The sequence below is a fragment of the Methylorubrum suomiense genome (assembly GCF_022179765.1).
Classification (GTDB): domain Bacteria; phylum Pseudomonadota; class Alphaproteobacteria; order Rhizobiales; family Beijerinckiaceae; genus Methylobacterium; species Methylobacterium suomiense.
In genome coordinates, this window is the sequence record NZ_BPRE01000010.1 from 39,893 (window position 1) to 65,137 (window position 25,245).

Sequence of the window (25,245 nt, forward strand, 5' to 3'; positions counted from 1 at the left end):
CAGGATGCGTGAAGACGGCTGTCACCTCAAAAGGTCGCATCTCCGCCCGTATAGACCCTGTCGGCGCGTTCGAGCCGCTCGCGCAGCAGGGTGAGCAGCTTGCGCGTCGCTTGGATGTCGTCCGGATTCAGTCCGTCCGACAGCGCGTTCACCCACGGCGCCTGTAGACGCATCGCATCGTCGTAAGCCTGCTGCCCGTGCTCCGTCAGAACGACGAGATGCGCCCGCCGGTGATGAGGTTGGGCGAGAACTGCAGGTGACCGTCCGGCTCTAGATCATGGACGATGTGCCGTACGTTCGGGCGGTTCGCTCCCACGTCGCGGGCGAGCCAGGCGAGGGGGCTGGGCGTCCACCATCGTGCCGAGCACCTGTCATCGCGCGCTCGTCAGGCCGATCCCGGCCACAAGCCTGTCGCCTGCAGCGAGCAAACGGCTGTTGAGTCCAGTGAGGGAGACCAATGCGGCCTTCCGCGTCGCTTTCGAGCGTCCCGAGTTTCGCGCCAAAATAGGGAGATGCCCGTCCTCCTGCGTGGTCCGGCCCTACCTGTTCGAGAAGCTCGCCGTCGCCGAATCTGCACGGCCTGATCGGCGGATCGTCTCCAGGCCATCGGTGCCGCGTACGCCGTCCGAACGCGCGCCGGCCGGATCAAGGGAGCGGTCGGAGCTTTCGCCCCGCCTTGCGCTTCCCGCCCACCTCTGGTAACGCCCCCGCCCATTCCACACGCGGAGCCGGCCTCATGCCTGAATGAGGCGTTTCCGGTGGCCGGTCACGAGCCGGCTGCACCCTCCGCGGCGGTATAACCGGAGAGTACAAAGATCATGGCCGTCGATTTCTCTATGCGTCAGCTCCTCGAAGCCGGCGCCCATTTCGGACACCAGTCGCACCGCTGGAACCCGAAGATGCAGCCCTACATCTTCGGCACCCGCAACAACATCCACATCATCGACCTCGCCCAGACGGTGCCGGCGCTCCACGCCGCCCTCCAGGCGGTGAGCGACACCGTCGCCCGCGGCGGTCGCGTGCTGTTCGTCGGCACCAAGCGCCAGGCGGCCGATTCCATCGCCGAAGCCGCCAAGCGCTCGGCCCAGTACTACGTCAATTCCCGCTGGCTCGGCGGCATGCTGACCAACTGGAAGACCATCTCCGGCTCGATCCAGCGCCTGCGCAAGGTCGATGAGACGCTCGAGGGCGGGGCCGTCGGCCTCACCAAGAAGGAGCGCCTCATGCTGACCCGCGAGAAGGACAAGCTCGAGAAGGCGCTGGGCGGCATCAAGGATATGGGCGGCGTGCCCGACCTCCTGTTCGTGATCGACACCAACAAGGAGCAGCTCGCCATCAAGGAGGCCCAGCGCCTCGGCATCCCGGTCGCCGCCATTGTCGACACGAACTGCAACCCGGACGGCATCTCCTACATCGTCCCGGCCAACGACGATGCCGGCCGCGCCATCGCGCTCTACTGTGACCTGATCGCCCGTGCGGCGATCGAGGGCATCGGCCGCGGCCAGGGCGCGCTCGGCATCGATGCCGGCGCCTCCGAGGAGCCGACCGCCGAGGAGCTCCCGGCCAACGACGACGTCGCCGCTTCCGTGGCGTCCGACGCGATCGCCCCGGCGGACGTGGCGGCGCTGGCCGAGTCGACCGAGCATTTCGAGCAGCTCGCCGCCCCCCGCGGCGCGCCGGACGACCTCACCAAGCTCAGCGGCGTCGGCCCGCAGCTTGTGCAGAAGCTCAACGATGCCGGCGTGTGGCATTACTGGCAGATCGCCGCCATGCAGCCCGAGGACGTGTCCAAGCTCGACGCGGACCTGAAGCTCAACGGCCGCATCGCCCGCGATGGCTGGATCGAGCAGTCCCGCGCCTTCGTCGACGCCGCTGCGGCGTAAGCCCCATCGCTCGGCCGCCGGGCTCTGTCCCGGCGGCGCGATCGTCATCGTCCTGCAAAGCCCGGTGCTTTCAACGAGCGCCGGGCTCGCTCACTTCAAGACCTGCACTTCAGCCTCAAGAGGATCGCCATGGCCAACATCACCGCCGCTCTCGTGAAGGAGCTTCGCGAAAAGACCGGCGCCGGCATGATGGATTGCAAGGGCGCGCTCAACGAGACGAACGGCGACCTTGAGGCTGCGGTCGACTGGCTGCGCAAGAAGGGTCTTGCCAAGGCCGCCAAGAAGGCCGGCCGTGTCGCCGCCGAAGGCCTCGTCGCCGTCGAGTCCGCCGGCCGCCATGCCGCGATCGTCGAGGTGAATTCCGAGACCGACTTCGTCGCCCGCAACGATGGCTTCCAGTCCTTCGCCCGCGAAGCCGCCAAGCTCGCCCTCAACACCGACGGCACCCTGGAGGGCCTGGAGGCTGCGACCTTCCCCGGCTCGTCCGCGACCGTGAAGGACACGCTTTCGAACCTCATCGCTACCATCGGCGAGAACATGACGCTGCGCCGCGTCGCCAAGCTCGAGGTGAGCAAGGGCGTGATCGCCTCCTACGTCCACGGTCAGATCAGCGAAGGCCTCGGCAAGATCGGCGTGCTCGTCGCGCTCGAGTCCGAGGGCGACGTGGAGGCCCTCTCCACCCTCGGCCGCCAGATCGCCATGCACATCGCCGCGACCAACCCGGTGGCGCTCGATGCCTCGGGCATCGATCAGGCCGTGGTGGAGCGCGAGAGCAACATCCTGCGCGAGAAGAACGCCGGCAAGCCGGACCACGTGATGGCCAAGATCGTCGAGAGCGGTCTGAAGAGCTACTACAAGGAGGTCACCCTCCTGGAGCAGCCCTTCGTCCATGATGGCTCCAAGACCATCAGCCAGGTGCTCAAGGAAGCCGCCGGCAAGGCCGGTGGCGAGGTGACGATCAAGAGCTTCGTCCGCTACGCCCTCGGCGAGGGCATCGAGAAGGAAGAGGCCCCGGACTTCGCCGCGGAAGTGGCCAGCATGTCGCGCTGAGCGCGGCAGAGACGCGACGGACGGAACAGGGGGCGGTGGCAGCGATGCCGCCGCCCCTCGACGTTTGGCCCCCCGTCTTGCTAGAAGCCGGCGCCGCACCCCCGAGCCGAGCGAGGATCCGATGCCGGAGACGACGCCCTACCGCCGTGTCCTCGTCAAATTGTCGGGTGAGGCGCTGGCCGCCCCCGACGGCTACTGGCTGCATCCACCGATGCTGGCCGCGCTTGCCGAAGATATCCGCGAGGCCATCGCCCACGGAATCGAGATCGCGATCGTCGTCGGCGGCGGCAACCTGATCCGTGGGGCACGCATCTCGCAGGCCGGCTGGATCGACCGGGCGACCGGCGATTCGCTCGGCATGATGGCGACGGTGATGAATTCCCTCGCGATCGAGACGGCGCTCAACGCCGCGGGCGTGCAGGCCCGGACCATGTCGGCGGTGTCCATGCCGACGATCTGCGAAACCTATGCCCGCCAGCCGGCCCTGCATCACCTCGACAAGGGGCAGGTGGTGGTTCTCGCGGGCGGTACCGGCAATCCCTACTTCACCACCGACACCGCCGCAGTGCTGCGCGCGGCGGAATTGCGCTGCGACGCCGTCCTCAAGGCGACGCAGGTCGACGGGGTCTACTCGGCCGATCCGAAGCGCGATCCGGAGGCGATCCGCTACGACAGCATCACCCATGACGAGGCCATCGCCCGCGATCTCAAGGTGATGGACACCGCCGCTTTCGCGCTCGCCCGCGAGAGCCGCCTGACCATCGTCGTCGGCTCGGTCCATGCCCCGAGTTCGGTCACGGCGATTCTCACCGGTCGATCGGTCTCGACCCGCGTGGTGCCGTAGGCGGAACGCACGCGGCCTCTATTTGCGGCCCCAGGATTTTTCGTTCATGTAGCGCCACCGCGACGGGGGCCCCGCGCCCTCGTGCCGATCTGCCACCCGAACGCGTCGGGATTTTTGCACCTATGGCCACACCGGATTTCGATCTCGGCGACATCAAGCGCCGCATGCAGGGCGCCGTCTCCTCGCTCAGCAAGGATCTCGGCTCGCTGCGCACGGGGCGCGCGACGCCGAGCCTCGTCGAACCGATCAATGTCGAGGCCTACGGCGCGTCGATGCCGATGGCGCAGGTCGCGACCGTGAGCGTGCCCGAACCGCGGCTGCTGTCGATCTCGGTCTGGGACCGCTCGATGGTCACCGCCGTCGAGAAGGCGATCCGCGAGTCCGATCTCGGCCTCAACCCGATGACGGAGGGTCAGACCATCCGCCTGCGCGTGCCGGAGATGAACGAGCAGCGCCGCAAGGAGATGGTCAAGGTCGCCCATAAATACGCCGAGGAGGCTCGGGTCGCCGTGCGCCACGTGCGCCGTGACGGCCTCGACATCCTCAAGAAGCTCGAGAAGGACGGGGCCATCAGCCAGGACGACGAGAAGCGTCAGGCCGGCGATGTGCAGAAGGCCACCGACGACGCCATCGCCGAGGTGGATCAGGTGCTGGCGTCCAAGGAAAAGGAAATCATGCAGGTCTGAGAACCTGTTCGATCGCTGGGACGGGGTTCCCGAAGGGCAAATCCTTCGGAGATGTGCCGGGGCGGAGCCCCGGCTGGACGGGGGAGAGACGAGTGGTTCGCTCGGAAGGCGCGCGGCAGATCGGGGAGGCCGCGGACGCCGCCCCCGCCGGGACGGCGCGTTCCGCAGCGCCTCCTGCGCCCCGTCACGTCGCCATCATCATGGACGGCAACGGGCGCTGGGCCGCCCGCAAGGGGCTGCCCCGCTTCGAGGGGCATCGCCGCGGCGTCGAGGCGGTGCGCCGCGCGGTCCGTTCGGCGATCAGCCTGGGCATCCAGTACCTCACCGTCTACAGCTTCTCCTCCGAGAATTGGCGCCGCCCGCCCGCTGAGGTCACCGAGCTGATGGGCCTGCTGCGCCTGTTCGTGCGCGGCGATCTGGCCGATCTCCACGCCGCCAATGTGCGCGTGAAGGTGATCGGGGCCCGCGACGATCTCTCCCACGACATCGCGGCCCTGCTCGACGAGGCCGAGGCGCGCACCCGTGGCAACACCGGCCTGACGCTCGTCGTCGCCTTCAATTACGGCGGTCGCCAGGAAATACTTCGTGCGGTTCGCAGGATCGCCGATGCGGTCGCGGAGGGCCGGTTGCGGCCGGAGGAGATCGACCTCCCGACAATCACGGAGGCCCTCGACACCGCCGGGATCCCCGATCCCGATCTCGTGATTCGCACGTCCGGTGAGCAGCGCCTGTCGAACTTCCTGACATGGCAGACGGCCTACGCCGAATACGTGATCGAGCCAGGCTTCTGGCCGGATTTCGATCACGATGCCTTCGCGGCGGCGCTCGCCGAATATCACCGCCGCGACCGTCGCTTCGGCGGCCTCGGTCCTGGAGCCGGCCCATGAGCGCTCCCGACCTCGCCCGCCCGGCGCGCTCGCCCTTCGCCACCCGCGAGTTCCGGCTGCGTACGGTCTCCGCTCTGGTCCTCGGCACGGCGGTGATCGGCACGCTGGTGATCGGCGGCTGGGCCTTCGCCCTGGTCTGGCTGATCGCCGGCATCGTCGGCGCCGCCGAATGGCTCGCCATGACGCGCTCGGAGCCGCTGGTGCCGCTCCTCGGCGTCACCGGCGTCACGCTCGCGGCGTTGGCCGCCGCCGCACTTCTCGATGCGCCGGCCTATGTCTTCCTCCTCGTGCTGCTCGTCGGTATCGCCGGTCTGGTCGCCCTCGGTCGCGGGATCACCCGTCGCAAGGCGGTGTGCGGCCTCCTCGGGGGCGCCGTGGTCGCGCTCGTGCCGACGCTGCTGCGGATCGACCCCGCCATCGGCCTCGTCGGACCGGCCTGGATGTTCGCCGTGGTCTGGTCCACCGACATCCTCGCCTACATCACCGGCCGCCTCGTCGGGGGCCCCAAGCTGATGCCGCGGGTCAGCCCGAACAAGACGTGGTCGGGAGCGCTCGGCGGCCTGACCGCCGGTATCGTCGCCGGTACCCTGACCGCCTATACCGCCCGCCATCACGGCTGGGACGCCCTGCCCGCCGTCTCGCTGCCCGTGGTCGCCCTGTTCAGCGGCATCGCCTCGATCCTGTCCCAGGGCGGCGATCTCGTCGAATCCTCTCTGAAGCGCCGCTACGGCGTGAAGGATTCCGGCCGCTCGATCCCCGGTCATGGCGGTGTCATGGACCGGCTCGACGGCTTCTTCGCCGTCGCGCTGCTGGCCGGCTTCTGTCTCGCCCTGCTGCGGCTCACCGCCTGATTGCCGGACGCCTGTAAGGAACTTTCGTCGTGAGCCTCACCGTCACCGTCCTCGGCGCCACCGGATCGATCGGTTGCTCGACCACCGACCTGCTCGCCCAGCATGCCGGCCGCTTCCGTGTCGGTGCGCTGGTCGGCGGTAAGGATGCGGCGGCGCTCGCCAAGCTCGCCCTGGAAATGCGGCCCGACTTCGCCGCGCTCGCCGACGCGAGCGCCGGGCCGGCTCTGGCCGAGGCTCTGTCCGGCTCCGGCATTCCCAACGGGGCGGGGGAGGGCGCTGTCCTGGAGGCGGTGGCCCGCGAGGCCGACATCGTCGTCGCCGCGGTGAGCGGGGCGGCGGGCCTCAAGCCCACCCATGCGGCGCTCCGCCTCGGCCGCACCATCGCGCTCGCCAACAAGGAGAGCCTCGTCTGCGCCGGCGACGCCTTCATGCGCGATGCCGCCCGCTACGGTGCCAAGATCCTGCCGGTCGATTCCGAGCACAACGCGTTGGCTCAGGCCATGGGCGACGGGCGTGTCTCCGACATCGCCAAGATGACGCTGACGGCGTCGGGCGGTCCGTTCCGCACCTGGGCGCGGGAGCGCATCGCCGCCGCGAGCCCGGCCGAGGCCGCCGCCCATCCGACTTGGTCGATGGGAATGAAGATCAACATCGATTCCGCCTCCCTGATGAACAAGGGGCTGGAACTGATCGAGGCCCATCACCTCTTCGCCATCGAGGCGGAGAGACTCGACGTGATCGTCCATCCGCAATCGATCGTGCACGGGCTGATCGCGTGGCGCGACGGGGCGGTGACCGCCGGCCTCGCCATGCCGGACATGCGGGTGCCGATCGCCCATTGCCTCGGTCTGGGCGACCGGCTGGAGATCGCCCGCGGTCGCCCGCTCGATCTGGCCGCCACCGGAAGCCTCACCTTCGAGCCGGCCGACGAGGCGCGCTTCCCGTGCCTGCGCGTCGCCCGCGCGGCGCTCCGGGAGGGCGGGGCGGCCCCGACGGTGATGAACGCCGCCAACGAGATCGCGGTGGCGGCCTTCATCCGCGGCGCCATCCCGTTCTACGGCATCGCCGACCTCGTCGAGCGGGCTTGCGAGCGGTTCGCGACGGTCCATACCCGCGCCCCCGAAGATGTGGAGGAAGCCCTCGCCATCGACGCCGAGGTGCGGGCCTGGAGCCTCGAGGCCGTGCCGGCCGCCCGGGCGGTGGGCTGATCCTCGGCATTAACCCTGGCACGGGCTTGCCGGGGACCGGCTGGACCGACACGAATCGGATTTGTCGAAAAGTCTCGCGCCGAGGCCCGCGGCATGCGACGATCCGCGGCTTGCGGCTCGTGGGGTCGCCCTGTCAGGGCGAGGGTGAGTCGATCGCGGCCAGAAAGGTGCCGGAATGGATTTCCTCAGCAGCATGGGCGGTAACGCGGCCGGTTTCTTCGGCGCGGTGATCCCGTTCCTGTTCGTGCTGACCATCGTGGTCTTCGTCCACGAGATGGGGCACTTTCTCGTCGGTCGCTGGTGCGGCGTCGGCGTCAACGCCTTCTCGATCGGCTTCGGTCCGGAACTCATCGGGTTCAACGATCGGCGCGGCACGCGCTGGAAGCTCTGCGCGATCCCGCTCGGCGGATACGTGAAGTTCGTCGGCGATGCCAACGGCGCCAGCGTTCCCGATCCCGAGGCGGTCGCCCGGATGAACCCGCAGGAGCGGGCGATCAGCTTCCCGGCCCAGCCGGTGGCCAAGCGCGCGGCCATCGTGGCCGCGGGCCCCATCGCCAACTTCATCCTGGCCATCGCGGTGTTCGCCGGCGCGATCTATGTCAGCGGCCGCTACGAAACCCCCGCCCGCGTCGAGGCGGTGCAGCCCGGCAGCGCCGCCGAGCGCGCGGGATTCCAGTCCGGCGACGTGATCCGCTCGATCGACGGGCAGACCATCGCGACCTTCGGCGAGATGCAGCGCGTGGTCTCGGGGGCGGCCGGCTCCTCCCTCTCGATCGTCGTCGATCGCGGCGGCGAGGCGAAGACGTTGACCGCGGTGCCCGACCGCATCGAGGATCGCACCCCGTTCGGCCGCCATCGCTTCGGACGGCTCGGCATCAACGGTCCGCGTGCCGACGCGGCCAAGCTCGTGCATTACGGTCCCTACGAGTCGCTCAAGCTCGGCGTCCACGAGACCTATTTCGTGGTCGAGCGCACCTTCGACTACATCGGCAAGCTGGTGACGGGCCGCGAATCCGCCGACCAGCTCTCGGGGCCGATCGGTATCGCCCGGGTCTCCGGCGAGGTTGCCCGTGTCGGCGGTGTCGGTGGATTGATCGGGCTCATCGCGCTCCTGTCGGTCTCGATCGGTTTGCTCAACCTCTTCCCGATCCCGCTTCTCGATGGGGGGCACCTGCTGTTCTACGCCTTCGAGGTGATCCGTGGGCGGCCCTTGAGCGAACGGGCGCAGGAGATCGGGTTCCGTATCGGCTTGGCCTTCGTGCTGATGTTGATGTTGTTCGCGGCCTGGAACGATATCCTCAATCTCGGTGCTTCGTTGAGCCGAGGGACCTGAAAACGGTTAGCCTGACGTGCCTCGAGGCCCGGCCCTTCGGCCGGGCCTTTTGCGTGGATGAGGGCCATGATTTCGATTCGAAGACATGGTTAACGAGGCCTTAGGACGATCGAGTCCCGTTCCGAAAAACCCTTCTGTGGGCCGCATTTACGCCTCATTCACCTTAATTTGCGATCCTGTGGGCAAGCGCTGCGCCGTTAAGTGGCGCGAAGGCCACGACCCCCCAAAATCCCTTAACGACGAACCTCCCCCGCGTTGCGTCGCAGGGGAATCCCGATACAAGCGTGGCTGGGACCAGAGGGCGGTCCGTCTCACAAGGACGGCTGCCTGCGGGTGCGAACCCGTGCTGAGATAAAAAGAGACGGGCGATTACATGATGTCGATGACGGGTAAGCGCCGGCGTAAGTCGGCGGAGCGGGCCATCGTTCTGGTCGCGACCGCCGCCGGCGTGATCCTCGGCGGCGAGGTCGCGCAGGCCCAGCAGATCGTCGTTGAAGGCAACAAGCGCGTCGATGCGGGCACAATCCGCTCCTACGTCACTGGCACCGCCTCCGGCTCGCCCGAAGAAGCGCGCCGCAATCTCCTCTCCACCGGCCTCTTCTCCGACGTGCAGGTTTCGGCGCGCGGCGGCACCACCGTGGTGCGCGTGCGCGAGAACAGCGTGGTCGGCCGCGTCTTCTTCGAGGGCAACAAGAAGGTCGAGAAGGCGACGCTCGAAGGCATCGTCGAGTCGAAGGAGCGCGGCGCTCTGAGCCAGGCGGTGATCGCTGCGGACGTCGAGCGCATCCGCGACGTCTACAAGCGCTCCGGCCGCGGCACCGCCAAGGTCAGCTACCGTCTCGTCGACCTGCCGAACGGCCGCTCCGACGTGGTCTTCACCATCGACGAGGGTGACAAGACCGGCATTCGCGCCATCAACTTCGTCGGCAACCGCGCCTACTCGGAATCGACCCTGCGCGGTCTGATGACCTCGACGGAGATGAACTTCCTCTCCTTCATCAAGACGTCCGACGTCTACGATCCGGATCGCATCGCGGCGGATGTGGACCTCGTACGCCGCTACTACCTCAAGAACGGCTACGCCGATTTCCGCGTCGTCAACGCCGATGCCCGCTACGTCGAGAGCGGTGACGACAACACCGGCTGGGTCGTCACCATCACGGTGGACGAGGGTGAGCAATACACCGTCGGCGCCGTGGCGGTGGATCCGCGCATTCCCGGTGTCGATCGCGAGGCCCTCGACGGCCAGATCCGCGCCCGCGTCGGCGACGTGTACAACGCCGAGGATGTGGAGAAGTCCCTCGTCGGCGTGACCAACGAGGTCAATCGCCAGGGCCATCCCTTTGCCCAGGTCCGCCCGACCGGTCAGCGCGACCGCGCCTCCCGCCAGGTCTCCCTCGGTTTCGTGGTCGAGGACGGCCCCCGCGTCTACGTCGAGCGCATCAACATCCGCGGCAACACCCGCACCCGCGACTACGTCATCCGCCGCGAGCTCGACCTCACCGAGGGCGACGCCTACAACCGCGTGCTGGTGGACCGCGCCGAGCGCCGCCTCAACGGTCTCGGCTTCTTCAAGAAGGTGCGCTTCTCCAACGAGCCCGGCTCGTCGCCGGACCGCGTGGTCGTGAACATCGACGTTGAGGATCAGCCCACGGGCTCGTTCTCGGTGGCGGGCGGCTACTCCACCCAGGACGGCATCATCGGCGAAGTCTCGGTCTCCGAGTCCAACTTCCTCGGCCGCGGCCAGTACGTGCGCGTCGCCGCCCAGGGTGGCCAGTACGCCAAGGGCTTCGACTTCTCGTTCACCGAGCCGTACTTCCTCGGCTACCGCATGGCGGCCGGCTTCGACGCCTTCTACAAGTACTCGGATCTGACCCGCTACTCGCGTTACGAGACGACCGTCTATGGCGGCCAGCTCCGCGTCGGCCTGCCGATCACCGAGGATTTCGGCGTCACGTTCCGCTACTCGCTGTACAACACCGAGCTGACGATCCCGAACAACATCAAGCGGCCGTACAACGACTGCTCGGCACCGATCCCCGGCTATACGCTCGGTCAGGACGGCAAGCCGATCACGCAGCCGGGTCAGTTGGCGCTCTATCCGAACTGCGCCTATGACGGCGAAGCGTCGATCGCGCTCAAGGGCTCGACGGGCTCGACCCTCACCTCGCTCGCGGGTGTGACCCTGGCCTACTCGACCCTCGACAATCTGCAGCGCCCGACCAACGGCTTCTACGGTGAAGTGAAGCCCGACGTAGCCGGTCTCGGCGGCGACTCCAAGTTCTTCCGCGTGACGGGCGATGCCCGCTACTACAAGGAATTGTTCTTCGAGGACGTGATCGGGTTCGTCCGCCTCCAGGGCGGTCACATCTCGGCGCTCGACGGCAACCCGCTGCGCATCACCGACCAGTTCTTCCTCGGCCCATCGCTGGTCCGCGGCTTCGCCCCGAACGGTCTCGGCCCACGCGACGTCGGCATCGCCGATGCCCGCTCCAACGCCATCGGCGGCACGACCTATATCGGCGGTACGCTCGAAGTTCAGTTCCCGATCCCGGGCATCCCGAAGGATCTCGGTCTGAAGGGCGCCGTGTTCGCCGATGCCGGTACGCTGTTCGGCTATTCGGGGCGTCGCAACTTCGACGTGAACCGCGACGGTTTCATCAACGGTACGCCTGACGGCCGCGGCGCGACCTGCAACTACAACAGCTTCGGCGCCGGCGCGATCACCGTCGAGCCGGAATGCGTGAACGTCCGCGACAGCGCCAAGATCCGGTCCTCGGTCGGTGCCTCGATCCTGTGGAACTCGCCGCTCGGTCCGATCCGCTTCGACTACGCCTATGCCCTCACCAAGGACGAGGGTGTGAACAACGGCTTCGGCCGGGTCGGCAAGGATCAGCTCCAGGCCTTCCGCTTCTCCGGCGGCTCGCGCTTCTGACCCTATGACGCGCCGACCCTTCGCGGGTCGGCGCGTTGTTGCCTCATGTCCGATCCCGTTTTCATCACACCGCAGACTGGCCTGAGCCTCGGCGATATCGCCGAGGCTTGCGGCGTTTCCCTGCCCGAGGGCGCCGATCCGGCCCGCCCCGTCACCGGCGCGGCCCCCCTCGAATCGGCGGGGCCGACCGAAATCGCCTATATGGACAACGCCCGCTACGCCGAGGCGCTCTCCACCACCCGCGCGCTCGCCTGCCTCGTCTCGCCGCGCTTCGCCGCCCGCGTCCCGGAAGGGACGGTCGCTCTGGTGCTGCGCGACCCCTACCGCTTCTATGCCGGATTGCTCGCGCGCCTCTACGGCGAGGCGATGCGGCCGGGATCGCTGTTCGCGGCGAGCGGTGTCTCCCCCGGCGCCCACGTTCATCCGCAGGCCCGGCTTGAGGACGGCGTGCGGATCGATCCCGGTGCCGTGGTCGGGCCGGGTGCCGAGATCGGCTCAGGTACGGTGATCGGCCCGAATGCCGTGATCGGACCGAATGTGCGGATCGGGCGCGACTGCTCGATCGGCGCGGGCTCAACCTTGACCCATGCCCTGGTGGGTAATCGCGTGATCGTTCATCCCGGTGCCCGTCTCGGGCAGGACGGGTTCGGCTTCGCCATGGGGCCCGGCGGCCATCTCAAGGTTCCGCAGATCGGCCGCGTCATCGTTCAGGACGATGTCGAGATCGGCGCCAACACCACGATCGACCGGGGCGCGTCCCGCGACACGGTGATCGGGGAGGGGACCAAGATCGACAACCTCGTGCAGATTGCCCACAACGTGGTGATCGGCCGCCACTGCGTCATCGTCTCGGGCGTCGGCATCTCCGGATCGACCACGCTGGAGGACTACGTCGTCCTGGGCGGTCAGGTCGGCGTCGTGGGACACCTGCGCATCGGGATGGGATCGCAGATCGCCGGTTCGTCCAACGTCAATCGTGACGTACCGCCCGGATCGCGCTGGGGCGGTACCCCGGCAAAGCCGGTGCGGGCATGGTTCCGCGAATTGACGACGCTCGCCCGTCTGGCCGAACGCTCCGGCAGCGATCCGAAAAGCGACGGTTAGGGTTCCTCGAAGGGCGAGCCCCTCGGTAGGAAAACGCGGCGGGGTCCCTGCTCACTCCCGCCGCAACAGCCGATCGACCGCGAGATCGGACCAGAAGCCCGCCCGAAAATCCCGCTTCAGCGCCTCCGGGTCGTAGCTCGTCTCGACCCATTCCGTGAAGCTCTGGCCGCGCGGTTCGCCCTCGCGCAGATAGGTCGCGAAGAACGCGTCGAGGATGCCGGTCTTGGCGAAGCGGAAATGGCCGTAGCGCGGCGAGAGCTGGCGCAGGGCTTCCCGCACCGGCCGGCCCTCGTGCAGGATCAGGAACAGGGTGGCGGCCAATCCGGCCCGGTCCGCGCCGGACTTGCAATGCATCACCGCCGGGTACTCGATCCCGCCGAAGAAATCCTTGGCAGCCAGGAGCGTCTCCCGCGACGGGGCCTCGCGGGAGCGCAGCACGAATTCCACGAGGCGCAATCCCTGCCGCTCGCAGGCTTCCCGCTGCAGCGGCCACGACCCGTGCTCGCGCCCGCCGCGGAGCGAGACCACGGTGCGCACGCCCTGGCGCTTGAACCACGCCAATTGATGCGGACTCGGCTGGGCCGAACGCCAGACCAGTCCGGTGCCGATGCGATGGCGGTTGAGATACGCGAGCCGGAACACGCCGTGATCCACGAGCAGCATGTTCGCCCAGGCTTGGGCGCGCGCGACGGGCCCGGCGATCGGCTGCTCGAACTTCGCGAGGCGGGCCCTGCGTCGGGCGAGGCGCGTCTCGGGGGAAAAGAGGCGGTTGAACACGGGGCGCCGGAATGGCCGGAGGGAACGCTCCTCTAACAGCCGGTGATTTGAGCGACAACGCGCGCCGCTCCCGCTCCCCTTTCGTCGTTGCCGAAGTGCGGCCTTTGCCGGCATCATGGCCGGCGATCCCCTCAGCGGAGCCGGCTATGGCGACGAACACGGTGAGCATCCGTCGAGCCCGAATGGCGGATGCGGCGGGGCTCGCGGACGTGTTCGACGCGTCCTGGCGGGAAGCCTATCAGGGCGTGATTCCCGGCGTGGCCCTGGAGCGCTTCCTGGCACGGCGCGGGGGCGCTGTTTGGCGGGGCATGATCGGGGGCGGGCGGGGGCTCGCGGTGGTCGAGTTCGGGGAGCGGATCGCGGGCTACGCCGCCTATGGTCGCGCGCGCGAGCGGACGATGCGGGCCGAGGGCGAGATCGATGAGCTCTACATCGCCCCCGAGTTTCAGGGGCTCGGCTTCGGCACACGTCTGTTCCGGGCGGTGCGCAACGATCTGATCGACCGCGGGATGAGCCGCATCGGCGTCTGGGCGCTTGCCGACAACGCCCGCGCCTGCGCCTTCTACGAGGGACTCGGGGGCGTTCCGGGGCCGGAGGGATTCGAGCGTGTCTCGGGCTTCAGCCTGCCCAAGATCGTCTACCTTTTCACCTGAAAGTCCATGCGCGGCAGCAACACTCGCGGCTTCCTGTCCGAACGGCCGATTTTCTTTCGCCGCGTCGCGCCCTAAGACAGCGACCGGGTGCCGCGCCCCGACAGGATCGGTCTCGCGCGGCCAAACTCAAGAAAGCGGACGCCATGGACATCAACGCCATCTCGATCGGCAAGACACCGCCGCACGACGTCAATGTCATCGTCGAGGTGCCGATCGGCGGTGAGCCGATCAAGTACGAGATGGACAAGGAGGCCGGCGCCCTCGTCGTCGACCGGTTCCTCTATACGGCGATGCATTACCCGGGCAATTACGGCTTCATCCCGCACACCCTGTCCGGTGACGGCGATCCCTGCGACGTGCTGGTGGCCAATACGCGCGCCATCGCGCCGGGCGCGATCATCAGCGTACGCCCGGTCGGCGTGCTGGTGATGGAGGACAATGCCGGTGAGGACGAGAAGATTATCGCCGTCCCCTCGCGTCACCTGACCAAGCGCTACGACCGGATCGAGAACTACACCGATCTGCCGGACATCACGCTGCATCAGATTCAGCACTTCTTCGAGCACTACAAGGATCTGGAGCCCGGCAAGTGGGTCAAGGTCGTCCGCTGGGGCGACAAGGAGGAGGCCCACCGCCTGATCCTCGAAGGAATCGAGCGCGAGAAGGCCAACAAGGCCAAGGCGTAAGTCCAGGTTTCGAAAGGACGAAGTCCATTCGCGGGTCCAGGGCGGGGCCCTGAAGAGATGCCGGGGCCTCGCCCCGGCACCCCGCCAGAGGGATGATCCCTTCGGGAGCCCGATCTCAGAGCGCTTCGCCGCGGAGCAGGCGCGGGCCTTGTGCCCGCCGGCCCGCGGCCTGGCCGATGAAGAAGGTCTTCAACCCCGGCAGCCGATCGACCAGGCCGAGCCCCAAATCGCGGCTGAGGCGCAGGGTCATGCTGCCGTTCGAGAACAGCCTATTGAGCCCATCCGTCGCGGCGGCCATCGCCACCGTGTCGAAGCGGCGCGCCCGCTCATAGGTCTTCAGCACATCGTCCGTGCCGGGATCGAGGCCGAGCCGCAGGGCCTCCGTGACCGCCTCGGCGAGCGCCGCCGCACCGGCAAGCCCGAGATTGAGCCCCTGTCCCGCCACCGGATGGATGACGTGGGCGGCATCGCCCAGCAGGGCGAGGCGCTGCGCCCTGAAGCTGCGCGCGATGCCGAAGGCGAGCGGATGGGCCGAGGGGCCGTGCTCGAGGTCGATCCGGCCGAGTTCCGCCCCGAAACGCCGCTCGATCTCGCCGAGCGTCTCGGCCGCATCCCCTCCCAACAAGGCCGGCACATCGGCGCTGCGCTCGGTCCAGACGATCGAGGAGCGATGGCCAAGCTCACCCCCCGCCCGGAGCGGGAGGATCGCGAAAGGGCCGCTCGGCAGGAAATGTTCGAAGGCCCGGCCCTCATGGTCGCGGCTATGCCGAACCGTCGCGACGATGCCGGATTGCGGGTAGGACCAGCCGACCCAGCCGATTTGCGCCGCCTCGCGCAGGGCCGAGCGCGCCCCGTCCGCGGCCACCACGAGCGATACCTTCTCGGACGTCTCGTCGCCGAACATCGCGCGGATGCCCCCGGCTTCCGGCACCGCCGCGCGCAGGCCCTTCGGTACGAGCCGCACGCCGGCGTCGCGGGCGGCATCGAGCAGGGCCGCCGCCATGGGCTCCGCCTCGACCATATGGGCGAAGGGTTCGCCCTCGATGGGGGCCGCGTCGGTGCCGTCGCCGAAGGTGAGGAAGACCGGTCGCACCGGATCGCCGACCCGGCTGTCGGTGATGACGAGGCGGCGCATCGGCTCCGCCGCGGGGGCAATGCGCGCCCAGAGGCCGAGCCGTTCCAGCATCCGCCGCGGGCCTGCCGCGACCGCGTAGGCCCGCCCGCGGTGGCGCGTCGCACCGGCGGGAAGGCCGGGGTCGCAGACCGCGAGGTCGAGGGCCGGTCCATGCGCCTGCTTGAGGGCCACCGCGAGCGTCAGGCCCGGCAAGCCCGCACCGGCGACCACCAACCTGCGGCTTCCGGAACGGCGATCCATCTCGCCCATCGGCGACTTCTCCCTGGCGGCGTTCCGGTCTCATGCCCTTGCCGTGCGCCCGCGTCGAGTGATAGCCGCGCCGCGGCCCATCCCCCGCGCGTCGTTCCACCGCTTGAGAGCCGCCATGTCCGATCCCGTCGACACCCTCCTCGCGATCCTCGACCTGGAACGACTGGAGACCGACCTGTTCCGCGGTGTCAGCCCGCCGATCGGCTGGCCGCGGGTGTTCGGCGGGCAGGTGGTGGCTCAGAGCTTGGTGGCGGCCTCACGCACCGTGGTCTCCACGCGCGCGCCCCACTCGTTGCACGCCTATTTCCTGCTCGGCGGCGATCCCGCGGTGCCGATCGTCTACGAGGTGGAGCGCATCCGTGACGGCGGCAGCTTCACCACACGCCGGGTCAAGGCGATCCAGAAGGGCCGCGCGATCTTCGCGATGTCGGTCTCGTTCCACCAGATGGAGGCCGGCTTCGATCACGCCGCCGAGCGTCCGGACGTTCCCGGACCCGAGGCGCTCCGCGACGCCCGCACCCTCGCGCGGAGCGAGGGCAGCATCGTTCCTCCGCCGATGCTCGCCTACTTCACCCAGGCTTGGCCGATCGAGTTGCGCCCGGTCGAGACGGACAGGTACCGCGACCGCACGCCGAAGCCGGGCCGCTATCATGTCTGGATGCGGACAACGAAGGCGCTGCCGGAGGATCCGGCGATCCACCGGGCCGTGCTGGCCTACGCCTCGGACATGACGCTGCTCGATGCCGCCCTGATTCCGCACGGGCGCACCGTGTTCGATTCCGACATTCAATCGGCGAGCCTCGACCACGCTTTGTGGTTCCACCGACCGTTCCGGGCCGATACGTGGCTGCTCTATTCGCAGGATACCCCGACGGCCGTGGGCGCCCGGGGTTTCACCCGTGGAACCCTGCACAACGAGGCCGGCGAGCTCATCGCCTCGGTCGCCCAGGAAGGGCTGATCCGCGCCCGTCACTAGGTGATCATTCGGACGCCAATCTTCGAGCTGTTACAGTCTCAGATGCAGCTTGGCAGCAAAATTAAGCAGAAATCTGCTGCTAAAGTCAGCTTATTGCATATTTTATGATCATTTTGTCCGTCGGTGCTGCCCGTCTTGCGCGCGGCCGACGCTTACCCCTTGGGCAGAAACGCGGCTCCGCAAAAGGTTCCGCTTGGCATGGTCCTTGAATGAGGGCGCTCGGTCGCAGGGTCATTCCGATCCTCGCGAGCCGCTGGGTCTCGGCCGGTGCGCGGCCGGATGAACGAACAATCAGGGGGCGCCGCCCATGAAAATCGTGATGGCGATCATCAAGCCGTTCAAATTGGAGGAGGTTCGCGACGCCCTGACCGGCATCGGCGTCCACGGTCTGACCGTGACGGAGGTCAAGGGTTATGGCCGGCAGAAGGGGCATACCGAGATCTATCGCGGTGCCGAATATGCCGTGAGCTTCCTGCCCAAGCTGAAGATCGAGGTGGCGGTCGCGGCCGACCTCGTCACCAGCGTCATCGACGCCATCGCGGGTGCCGCCCGCACGGGCCAGATCGGCGACGGGAAGATCTTCGTCATGCCGTTGGAGAAGGCCGTCCGCATCCGCACCGGCGAGACCGACGTCGACGCTCTCTAACGCCACACCGTTTCGGCGGCCGGGTTCGGCTGCACGATTTCATTTCGCAACGCTCTCGCACAACGCGATCAGGAGCTTCCCGTCCCATGAAACTTCGTAACCTTCTCGCGCTCGGGCTGGGAGGTGCCGCACTCGGCCTCCTCCTGGTCGAGCCGTCGCTGGCCCAGACCCCCGCACCCGAAGCCGCGCCGGCCGCCGCAGCCGCCGCGCCCGTCCCGAACAAGGGCGATACCGCCTGGATGCTGCTCTCCTCGGTGCTGGTCCTGCTGATGACGGTGCCGGGCCTCGCCCTGTTCTACGGTGGCCTCGTGCGCACCAAGAACATGCTCTCGGTCCTGACCCAAGTCTTCGCCATCGCCTCCATCGTGTGCCTGCTGTGGGTCACCTACGGCTACAGCCTCGCCTTCACCAACGGCGGCGGCCTCAACGATTTCATCGGCGGTTTCGGCAAGGCCTTCCTCAAAGGCGTCGACGCCAATTCGGTGGCCGCGACCTTCTCCAACGGCGTCGTGATCCCCGAATACGTCTATATCTGCTTCCAGATGACGTTCGCGATGATCACGCCCGGTCTCATCGTCGGCGCCTTCGCCGAGCGGATGAAGTTCTCGGCCCTGATCGTGTTCTCCATCCTGTGGGTCACGCTGATCTACTTCCCGATGGCCCACATGGTTTGGTACTGGGGCGGCCCGGACGTCTTCGCCGACGCGGCGCGCAAGCTCGCGGATGCCACCGACAAGGCTGCGGCCCAGGGTGATTACGACGCCGTGCTGGGTGATGCCGGCATGCTGTTCAAGTGGGGCGCTCTCGACTTCGCGGGCGGCACCGTCGTGCACATCAACGCGGGTATCGCCGGCCTCGTCGGCTGCCTGATGCTCGGCAAGCGCATCGGCTACGGCCGCGATCTGCTCGCCCCGCACTCGCTGACCATGACCACGATCGGCGCCTCGCTGCTCTGGGTCGGCTGGTTCGGCTTCAACGCCGGCTCGAACCTCGAAGCCAACGGCACCACCACCCTCGCCATGATCAACACCTTCGTGGCCACCGCCGCGGCGGCCGTGTCCTGGCTCTTCGTCGAGTGGGCCGCCAAGGGTAAGCCGTCGCTCCTCGGCATGCTGTCGGGCGCCATCGCCGGTCTCGTCGCCGTGACGCCGGCCGCGGGCTTCGCCGGCCCGATGGGCTCGATCGTGCTCGGCCTCGTCGCGGGCGCCGCCTGCTTCGTGATGTGCTCGACCGTCAAGAACGCCCTCGGCTACGACGACTCGCTCGACGTGTTCGGCGTCCACTGCGTCGGCGGCATCATCGGCGCGCTGGCCACCGGCATCCTGGTCTCCCCCGATCTCGGCGGCGCCGGCATCCCGGACTATACCACGAAGCCCGGCGAGCTGGTTCTCGGCGCCTATGACATGACCGCCCAGCTCATCACCCAGGCCAAGGCGGTCGGCTTCACCATCCTGTGGTCGGGTATCGGCTCGGCGATCCTCTACAAGCTCGTCGATCTGACGATCGGCCTGCGCGTCACGCAGGAAGAGGAGCGCGAGGGTCTGGACATCGCTGATCACGGCGAGCGCGCCTACAACTACTGATCTGACGATCGAACATATCACCCTGGATCATGCATCCAGGGTGATATTCTGATGATACAACAAGGGTCCCGGTGCATTGCGCCGGGACCCTTGTTGATTCGGTCAGTCTGAATTCATGACCAGTGATAGCAGGGGACGGCTCCTCTACGTCACCCTGAGCCCCGTTGGAACGCAGTATAGGCTCGGACCTGCAGTCCCGGAGGTGAGTGCGAATGTGGTGGTTCGGCAACAGTTCCATGTGATCGCCCAAGCTCGGCCGTATTTGCCTATGTTTTAGGCTATTGCCTCAAACTTCATTTTGCGATGCGGGGCGCTCTTCGGCACCTTGGCCGTATCAACGAACTTGGGGCTCGACCGATGACCATCCGACTGAATCTGAAGGCCTCTGTGGCCGCTTTGGCCGCCGTGGCGGCGGGCCCGGCGCTCGCCGCCGACCTTCCGATGAAAGCGGCTCCGATCATTGCCGTCGAGCACTGCAAGGCCGCGATCTCCACCCCGGCCTTCGGTGGCCTGATCAAGGCGAACCCGAACCCGGCCTGCTTCACCACCGGCATCGGCGACATCTATGTCGGCGGCGCGGTCACGGGCTTCGCCTACACCCAGACCAACGCCTTCGGCATCCTCTCCCCCGGTGGTGAGGTGGACCGCTACGGACGGGTCGACTTCACGAACCTCCAGGCGTGGATCCAGAAGGCGGACGGCCCGTTCCAGTTCTACGTCCATACCGGCCTGTACTCGATCCCGGCGCTCGGCCTGCCGCTCTACTCGTCCTTCGAGCAGACGGAATCGCTCTTCGGCCCGGTGCCGGTCGCCTACGGCAAGTGGCAGATCAACGATGAGTGGTCGTTCCAGGCCGGCCGTATGTTCACCAATATCGGCTCCGAGCTCCTGTTCTCGTACCAGAACCTGAACATCTCCCGCGGCCTGGTGTTCAACCAGGAGAACTTCATCAACCAGGGCGTCCAGGTGAACTACGCCAGCGGTCCGTGGGCGGCCTCGCTGTCAGTCAACGACGGCTTCTATTCCGGCCAGCTCAACTGGGTCACGGGCCTCATCACCTACAAGCTCGACGACTTCAACACGATCGGTGTCAACGGCGGCACGCATTTCAGCGACTTCGACGCCTCGACCCGCAGCCCGCGGTTCCAGTTCGCGACGATCAACTCGCTTCAGAACAGCAGCATCATCAGCGTCAACTATACTTACGCCAACGGTCCGTGGATCGTGACGCCGTACTTCCAGTACACCAACGTCGCGACCAAAGCGAACTACGCCACCCCGATCGTCGGCGCCGAGACCTACGGCGGCGCGCTGCTCGCCGGTTACTCGTTCACCGAGAACTTCGGCCTCGCCGGCCGCGTCGAGTACATCAAGCAGTCGGGCACCCGCGGCGACTTCGCCGGCCTGAGCGCCACCAACGTGCTCTACGGCCCGGGCAGCTCGGCCTTCTCGTTCGCCATCACCCCGACCTTCACCTGGGACCGCTACTTCATCCGCGGCGAGTTCGCGACGGTGCAGGCCTACGACGTCGCCAAGGATTTCGGGCTCGGCGTCGGCGCGGGCTTCGGCCGCACGGGTCTCAAAAATTCGCAGGAGCGCTACCTGCTCGAGACCGGCTTCACCTTCTGAGGAAGCCCTGCACGACACCCCGCGCCGCCCGGCGCGGGGATGGTGTCACGAAAGAAGCCCCGGATGGTCTCCGGGGCTTCTTTCGTTTCAGAGCCCCGATGCTTAGCCCCCCGTTAACGGGGTCGCGTTAGCCTTACCGCACCGTTGCCATCGGTCCGGTATCCCATGCGTTCCCTTCGCCGCTCCGCGTCGCCCTACGACACGTTCGTCGACAGCCTGCGGCCATTTCTGGCCAAACGGCTGACGGAATGTGGCGGCCTCATTCTCTTTGCCGGCGCGATCGCGCTCACCGTCGCGCTGGCAACGTGGTCGATCGACGATCCGAGTCTCAATCACGCCACCGACCACCGGGCGCACAACGTGCTCGGGCGGCCCGGCGCGGTGGTGGCCGATCTCGCCATGCAGCTCTTCGGCCTCGGCTCGATCGCGCTCGCCCTGCCGCCGGCCCTCTGGGGTATGCGCCTCATGCGGGAACGCGACCTGCCGCATGGGGGGCTTCGCCTCGTGCTGTGGATCGTCGGCGTCCTCTGCGTCTCTGCGGTGGCCAGCGCCCTGCCGCCGACGGCACGTTGGCCCCTGCCGACCGGGCTCGGTGGTGTCACGGGTGACGCCTTGCTGGCGGGCACGCGGAGGGTCATCGGCCCGTTCGCGGCTTTGGCCGGTTTCGTCTTCGCCGGGATCGCGATCCTGAGCCTCACCGCCGCTTGCCGCGTCGCCAAGCCGGAACCTGAGGACGAGGAGGAGGTGTCCTACACCCCTTCACGGGCATCGGCGGGGCCCTCGCGTGCTTACGACGAGCGGCACGATGCCGACGAGCCGAGCCTCGGCATCCTGTCGCTCGGCGCGCTCGCCCATGCGGTGATGCGCGGCCGTGCTTCGCTGCGCGACCGGGTCGAGGCCTGGAAGTCGCCCGCCGACGAGCGGGACGGCCTCGCCTATGCCGGCGCTTCGCCCGCGCTCGCCGCCCGCCGCGCCTTCGAGGCCGAAGAGGCCCCCTGGGCGTCGCATGCCCCGGCCCAGACCCCCGGCCATTCCCATGCCGGCCGCCGCGAACCGGTCTTCGAGAGCGGAGAATCCGACGAGGACGAGGAGCGCCTCGCGCCCCGTACCGCCGCGGCACCGCCGCGCCCGGCCGCTCCGATCGAGGACGATGAGGCGGACGACGACGCGATGCCGGTTTCCCGCGTTGCACGGCCCGCGCCCCAGGCGCCGCCGGCCCGGCCGCGTCCGATGCCGGAGTTTCGCCCCGAGCCCGGCGCCTATCAGCCCCCGGCCCTCGAATTGCTCGCCCGACCGCGCGAGGCGGCGCCGGGCTCCGAGGTCTCGGCCGAGGCCCTGGAGCAGAACGCCACCATGCTGGAAGCGACGCTGCAGGATTTCGGCGTTCGCGGCGACATCCTCGCCGTCCGCCCCGGCCCGGTCGTTACCCTCTACGAACTGGAGCCCGCGCCCGGCACCAAATCGAGCCGCGTCATCGCGCTCGCCGACGACATCGCCCGCTCGATGGCGGCCGTCTCCGCCCGCGTCGCCGTCGTCCCCGGCCGCAACGCCATCGGCATCGAGCTGCCCAACATGAAGCGGGAAACGGTGTTCCTGCGCGAACTTCTGGCCTCGGCGGATTTCGTCGAGACCAAGCACAAGCTCGCCCTGTGCCTGGGCAAGAATATCGGCGGCGAGCCGATCATCGCCGACCTCGCCCGCATGCCGCATCTGCTGGTGGCCGGCACCACCGGCTCGGGCAAGTCGGTCGCCATCAACACCATGATCCTGTCGCTGCTCTACCGGCTGAAGCCGGAGGAGTGCCGCCTGATCATGGTCGATCCCAAGATGCTGGAACTGTCCGTCTATGACGGCATCCCGCACTTGCTCTCCCCCGTCGTCACCGACCCGAAGAAGGCGGTCATCGCCCTCAAATGGGCTGTGCGCGAGATGGAGGAGCGCTACAAGAAGATGTCCAAGGTCGGTGTGCGCAACATCGACGGCTTCAATGCCCGCCTCGAAGAGGCTCGTACCCGCGGCGAGACCCTGACCCGGACCGTGCAGACCGGCTTCGACCGCTCGACCGGCGAGGCGGTCTACGAGGATGAGGTCATGGACCTTAATCCGCTGCCCTACATCGTGATCGTGGTCGACGAGATGGCCGACCTGATGATGGTGGCGGGCAAGGACATCGAGGGGGCGATCCAGCGTCTGGCGCAGATGGCGCGGGCGGCGGGCATCCACCTGATCATGGCGACGCAGCGTCCGAGCGTGGACGTGATCACCGGCACGATCAAGGCGAACTTCCCGACCCGGATCTCCTTCCAGGTGACGAGCAAGATCGACAGCCGCACGATCCTGGGCGAGATGGGCGCGGAGCAGCTGCTGGGCCAGGGCGACATGCTGTTCATGGCCGGCGGTGGGCGCACGACCCGCGTGCACGGGCCGTTCTGCTCGGACAGCGAGGTCGAGAGCGTGGTGGCGCATCTGAAGCGCCAGGGCCGGCCCGCCTATCTCGAGGCGGTCACGGCGGAGGAGGGCGAGTTGCCCTCCGGCGGCGCTCCGGCCGGCGATGGCCCGGTCTTCGATGCCGGCCAGTTCGGCGGTGGCGAGAGCGGCGATCTCTACGAGCAGGCGGTCGCCGTCGTCATGCGGGACAAGAAGGCGTCCACCTCCTACATCCAGCGGCGCCTGCAGATCGGCTACAACCGGGCCGCCTCGCTGATGGAGCGCATGGAGACCGAAGGTCTCGTCGGCCCTGCCAACCACGCGGGCAAGCGCGAGATCTTGGTGGAGGCGGAGGCGCAGGCCTACTGAAACCCGATCATCGGGGGCTCCGGCCGCCCCTGGCCGCGGCGATCAGGAACACCAGGGCAACCCCGCAGGCGGTGACGGTCGGGGTCGCCCAGCGCTCGACGAGGCCGGCCATCGATGCGCCGGCCACGTCCCCGAGATTCATCGCGGCCATGAAGATCTGGAACTGCGTGGCCGACACGCCCTCTGCGCGACTCGCCAGCACGACAGCCGGCAGCAGCGCGACGTAGAGCAGGGCCGGGACGACATTCGCGAGGCCGAGAATCACCGGGCCGCCCCGCGCGTCCAATCCGCCGAGGATGAGCAGCGCGATGAGGGCGAAGGCGGCTGCGCAGGCGAGGCAGAGCCGTTGCAGGGCACGGGCCGGTCCGATCCGGTCGACGGCGAAGCCGACGAGCCCAGCGCCCACGGTGCCGCTGAGGAAGGCCAGCAGCGCCTGCAACTGCGACAGCGCTCCGGCCTCCCAGCCATGATCCCGCACCATCGCCACCGCGATGGGGACCTGGAACAGCGCCAGGGCGAAATCGATCCCGAAGCACATCGCCAGCAGCAGGGCCGCGTCCCGATGGCGGAACGAGGCGAGGACGCTCACGACGCCGCTCCAATGGGATGCGAGCGCCGCCGGCGCTGCGGAGACGAGATCCGACGCCGATGGCGGACGCGGCCCGATTCGCAGCAGCGCGTCGGTGGGTCGCTCGCGCACGAGGAGCGCGACCATCGCGAGGAGGGTGGTTGCGGCGAGCAGCATCGATGCGGCGCCGGGAAGTCCGATGACCGGGATCAGCCAGCCGAATGACGCGGCGCCGAGCGCGGAGCCGGTGACGAATCCGGCGCGGGTGCAGGCACTGACGCGGCCGAGTTCCTCCTCCGGCACGCTCGCCACGATCATGCGATCCGTCGCCGTGTCCGCGAGGGAGGCGCAGAGGCTGTGCAGCAGGAGGACAGCCCCGATCGTCACCGGCTCCGGCCGGAGGCCGAGGAGCGGGAGGAGGCACAGGGCGATCTGACCCCCGAGCAAGGCGCGCACGAGCCAGACCCGGCGAGCGCCCATCGGATGAGGCGCCGCACCGTCGAGGAGCGGCCCCCACAAGAGCGGCTGCAACACCCAGGGCAGGCCGATCAGGGCGAGGAGCGAGCCGACCGCGCCCGTATCGTGCCCGGTCGCAGCGAGGTGGTTGGCGAGCGCGAGGGTCGCGAAGCCCGCGATCAATCCCTGATAGAGATAGAGCCCCGTGAACAGCCCGACGCGCCAGCGCCGGGACAACAGGCTGGGCGGGCCCGCCTCCGCGCGCGCAGGATCGTCGGGCGCTTCACGGGACGACATCCGGTACCTCCAC

Annotated in this window: 21 protein-coding genes; 17 read left to right on the forward strand and 4 right to left on the reverse strand. The window is 68.1% G+C overall.

Translation table 11 applies throughout. The annotated features are described in order from the left end of the window. Positions 1–26 precede the first annotated feature (26 nt). Positions 27–152: a hypothetical protein gene (locus MFF26_RS26575; protein ID WP_308447740.1), complete on the reverse strand. Its 126-nt coding sequence runs from the start codon at positions 150–152 to the stop codon at positions 27–29. Positions 153–818: 666 nt separating this feature from the next. On the opposite strand from MFF26_RS26575, the gene MFF26_RS16365 reads away from it, so the two are divergent. The 10 genes from MFF26_RS16365 to lpxD all read left to right on the forward strand — a co-directional run bounded on the left by MFF26_RS16365 (position 819) and on the right by lpxD (position 12,781). Then, positions 819–1,883 carry a 30S ribosomal protein S2 gene (locus MFF26_RS16365; RefSeq protein WP_137830713.1) on the forward strand — a complete coding sequence of 355 codons (1,065 nt, stop codon included), beginning with the start codon at positions 819–821 and terminating at the stop codon, positions 1,881–1,883. A gap of 129 nt (positions 1,884–2,012) precedes the next feature. Next, positions 2,013–2,933 carry a translation elongation factor Ts gene (gene tsf / locus MFF26_RS16370; RefSeq protein ID WP_137830712.1) on the forward strand — a complete coding sequence of 307 codons (921 nt, stop codon included), beginning with the start codon at positions 2,013–2,015 and terminating at the stop codon, positions 2,931–2,933. A gap of 121 nt (positions 2,934–3,054) precedes the next feature. Continuing rightward, positions 3,055–3,777, forward strand: a complete 723-nt coding sequence (gene pyrH, locus MFF26_RS16375) for a UMP kinase (RefSeq protein ID WP_137830711.1) — start codon at positions 3,055–3,057, stop codon at positions 3,775–3,777. Between the two features lie 122 nt (positions 3,778–3,899). Continuing rightward, complete coding sequence (gene frr / locus MFF26_RS16380) at positions 3,900–4,463, forward strand: ribosome recycling factor (protein WP_137830710.1); 564 nt, start codon at positions 3,900–3,902, stop codon at positions 4,461–4,463. A 92-nt stretch (positions 4,464–4,555) separates the two neighbouring features. Beyond that, positions 4,556–5,350, forward strand: a complete 795-nt coding sequence (locus MFF26_RS16385; protein WP_137830709.1) for an isoprenyl transferase — start codon at positions 4,556–4,558, stop codon at positions 5,348–5,350. Next, a complete protein-coding gene (locus MFF26_RS16390; protein ID WP_137830708.1) occupies positions 5,347–6,201 on the forward strand; it encodes a phosphatidate cytidylyltransferase in 855 nt (284 codons plus the stop codon). Before MFF26_RS16385 ends, MFF26_RS16390 begins: the two co-directional genes overlap by 4 nt. Before the next feature lie 29 nt (positions 6,202–6,230). After that, positions 6,231–7,409, forward strand: coding sequence for a 1-deoxy-D-xylulose-5-phosphate reductoisomerase (dxr, locus tag MFF26_RS16395; protein WP_137830707.1), 1,179 nt, complete (start codon positions 6,231–6,233; stop codon positions 7,407–7,409). 175 nt (positions 7,410–7,584) lie between these two features. Then, the gene (gene rseP / locus MFF26_RS16400) at positions 7,585–8,742 is read left to right on the forward strand and encodes an RIP metalloprotease RseP (RefSeq protein WP_137830706.1); all 1,158 of its coding nucleotides are present in this window, start codon (positions 7,585–7,587) and stop codon (positions 8,740–8,742) included. A gap of 373 nt (positions 8,743–9,115) precedes the next feature. After that, a complete protein-coding gene (gene bamA, locus MFF26_RS16405) occupies positions 9,116–11,677 on the forward strand; it encodes an outer membrane protein assembly factor BamA (RefSeq protein WP_137830705.1) in 2,562 nt (853 codons plus the stop codon). A 45-nt stretch (positions 11,678–11,722) separates the two neighbouring features. Beyond that, positions 11,723–12,781 (forward strand): UDP-3-O-(3-hydroxymyristoyl)glucosamine N-acyltransferase, encoded by a 1,059-nt coding sequence (gene lpxD, locus MFF26_RS16410; protein WP_137830704.1) that lies wholly within the window; start codon positions 11,723–11,725, stop codon positions 12,779–12,781. Between the two features lie 51 nt (positions 12,782–12,832). On the opposite strand, the gene MFF26_RS16415 is transcribed toward lpxD, so the two are convergent. After that, on the reverse strand, positions 12,833–13,558 hold the full coding sequence (locus MFF26_RS16415; RefSeq protein ID WP_137830703.1) for a fused DSP-PTPase phosphatase/NAD kinase-like protein: 726 nt from the start codon (positions 13,556–13,558) through the stop codon (positions 12,833–12,835). A gap of 146 nt (positions 13,559–13,704) precedes the next feature. Between MFF26_RS16415 and MFF26_RS16420 the strand changes: the two genes are divergently transcribed. Both MFF26_RS16420 and ppa read left to right on the forward strand, forming a co-directional pair. Next, entirely contained in the window at positions 13,705–14,211 is a 507-nt protein-coding gene (locus tag MFF26_RS16420) for a GNAT family N-acetyltransferase (RefSeq protein WP_238308215.1), read from the forward strand. A gap of 143 nt (positions 14,212–14,354) precedes the next feature. Next, positions 14,355–14,897, forward strand: coding sequence for an inorganic diphosphatase (gene ppa / locus MFF26_RS16425; RefSeq protein WP_137828379.1), 543 nt, complete (start codon positions 14,355–14,357; stop codon positions 14,895–14,897). 115 nt (positions 14,898–15,012) lie between these two features. Here ppa and MFF26_RS16430 read toward each other — a convergent pair whose 3' ends face one another. After that, entirely contained in the window at positions 15,013–16,272 is a 1,260-nt protein-coding gene (locus tag MFF26_RS16430; RefSeq protein ID WP_238308216.1) for an FAD-dependent monooxygenase, read from the reverse strand. A 124-nt stretch (positions 16,273–16,396) separates the two neighbouring features. Between MFF26_RS16430 and tesB the strand changes: the two genes are divergently transcribed. The 5 genes from tesB to MFF26_RS16455 all read left to right on the forward strand — a co-directional run bounded on the left by tesB (position 16,397) and on the right by MFF26_RS16455 (position 23,911). Beyond that, the gene (tesB, locus tag MFF26_RS16435) at positions 16,397–17,257 is read left to right on the forward strand and encodes an acyl-CoA thioesterase II (RefSeq protein ID WP_137828381.1); all 861 of its coding nucleotides are present in this window, start codon (positions 16,397–16,399) and stop codon (positions 17,255–17,257) included. A gap of 307 nt (positions 17,258–17,564) precedes the next feature. After that, complete coding sequence (locus MFF26_RS16440; protein ID WP_056247188.1) at positions 17,565–17,903, forward strand: P-II family nitrogen regulator; 339 nt, start codon at positions 17,565–17,567, stop codon at positions 17,901–17,903. An 86-nt stretch (positions 17,904–17,989) separates the two neighbouring features. Further along, a complete protein-coding gene (locus MFF26_RS16445; protein WP_137828382.1) occupies positions 17,990–19,486 on the forward strand; it encodes an ammonium transporter in 1,497 nt (498 codons plus the stop codon). A gap of 357 nt (positions 19,487–19,843) precedes the next feature. Further along, the gene (locus MFF26_RS16450; protein WP_137828383.1) at positions 19,844–21,115 is read left to right on the forward strand and encodes an outer membrane beta-barrel protein; all 1,272 of its coding nucleotides are present in this window, start codon (positions 19,844–19,846) and stop codon (positions 21,113–21,115) included. Positions 21,116–21,280: 165 nt separating this feature from the next. Next, on the forward strand, positions 21,281–23,911 hold the full coding sequence (locus MFF26_RS16455; protein ID WP_137828384.1) for a DNA translocase FtsK: 2,631 nt from the start codon (positions 21,281–21,283) through the stop codon (positions 23,909–23,911). 7 nt (positions 23,912–23,918) lie between these two features. On the opposite strand, the gene MFF26_RS16460 is transcribed toward MFF26_RS16455, so the two are convergent. Further along, a complete protein-coding gene (locus tag MFF26_RS16460; protein ID WP_137828385.1) occupies positions 23,919–25,232 on the reverse strand; it encodes an MFS transporter in 1,314 nt (437 codons plus the stop codon). Between the last annotated feature and the right edge of the window lie 13 nt (positions 25,233–25,245).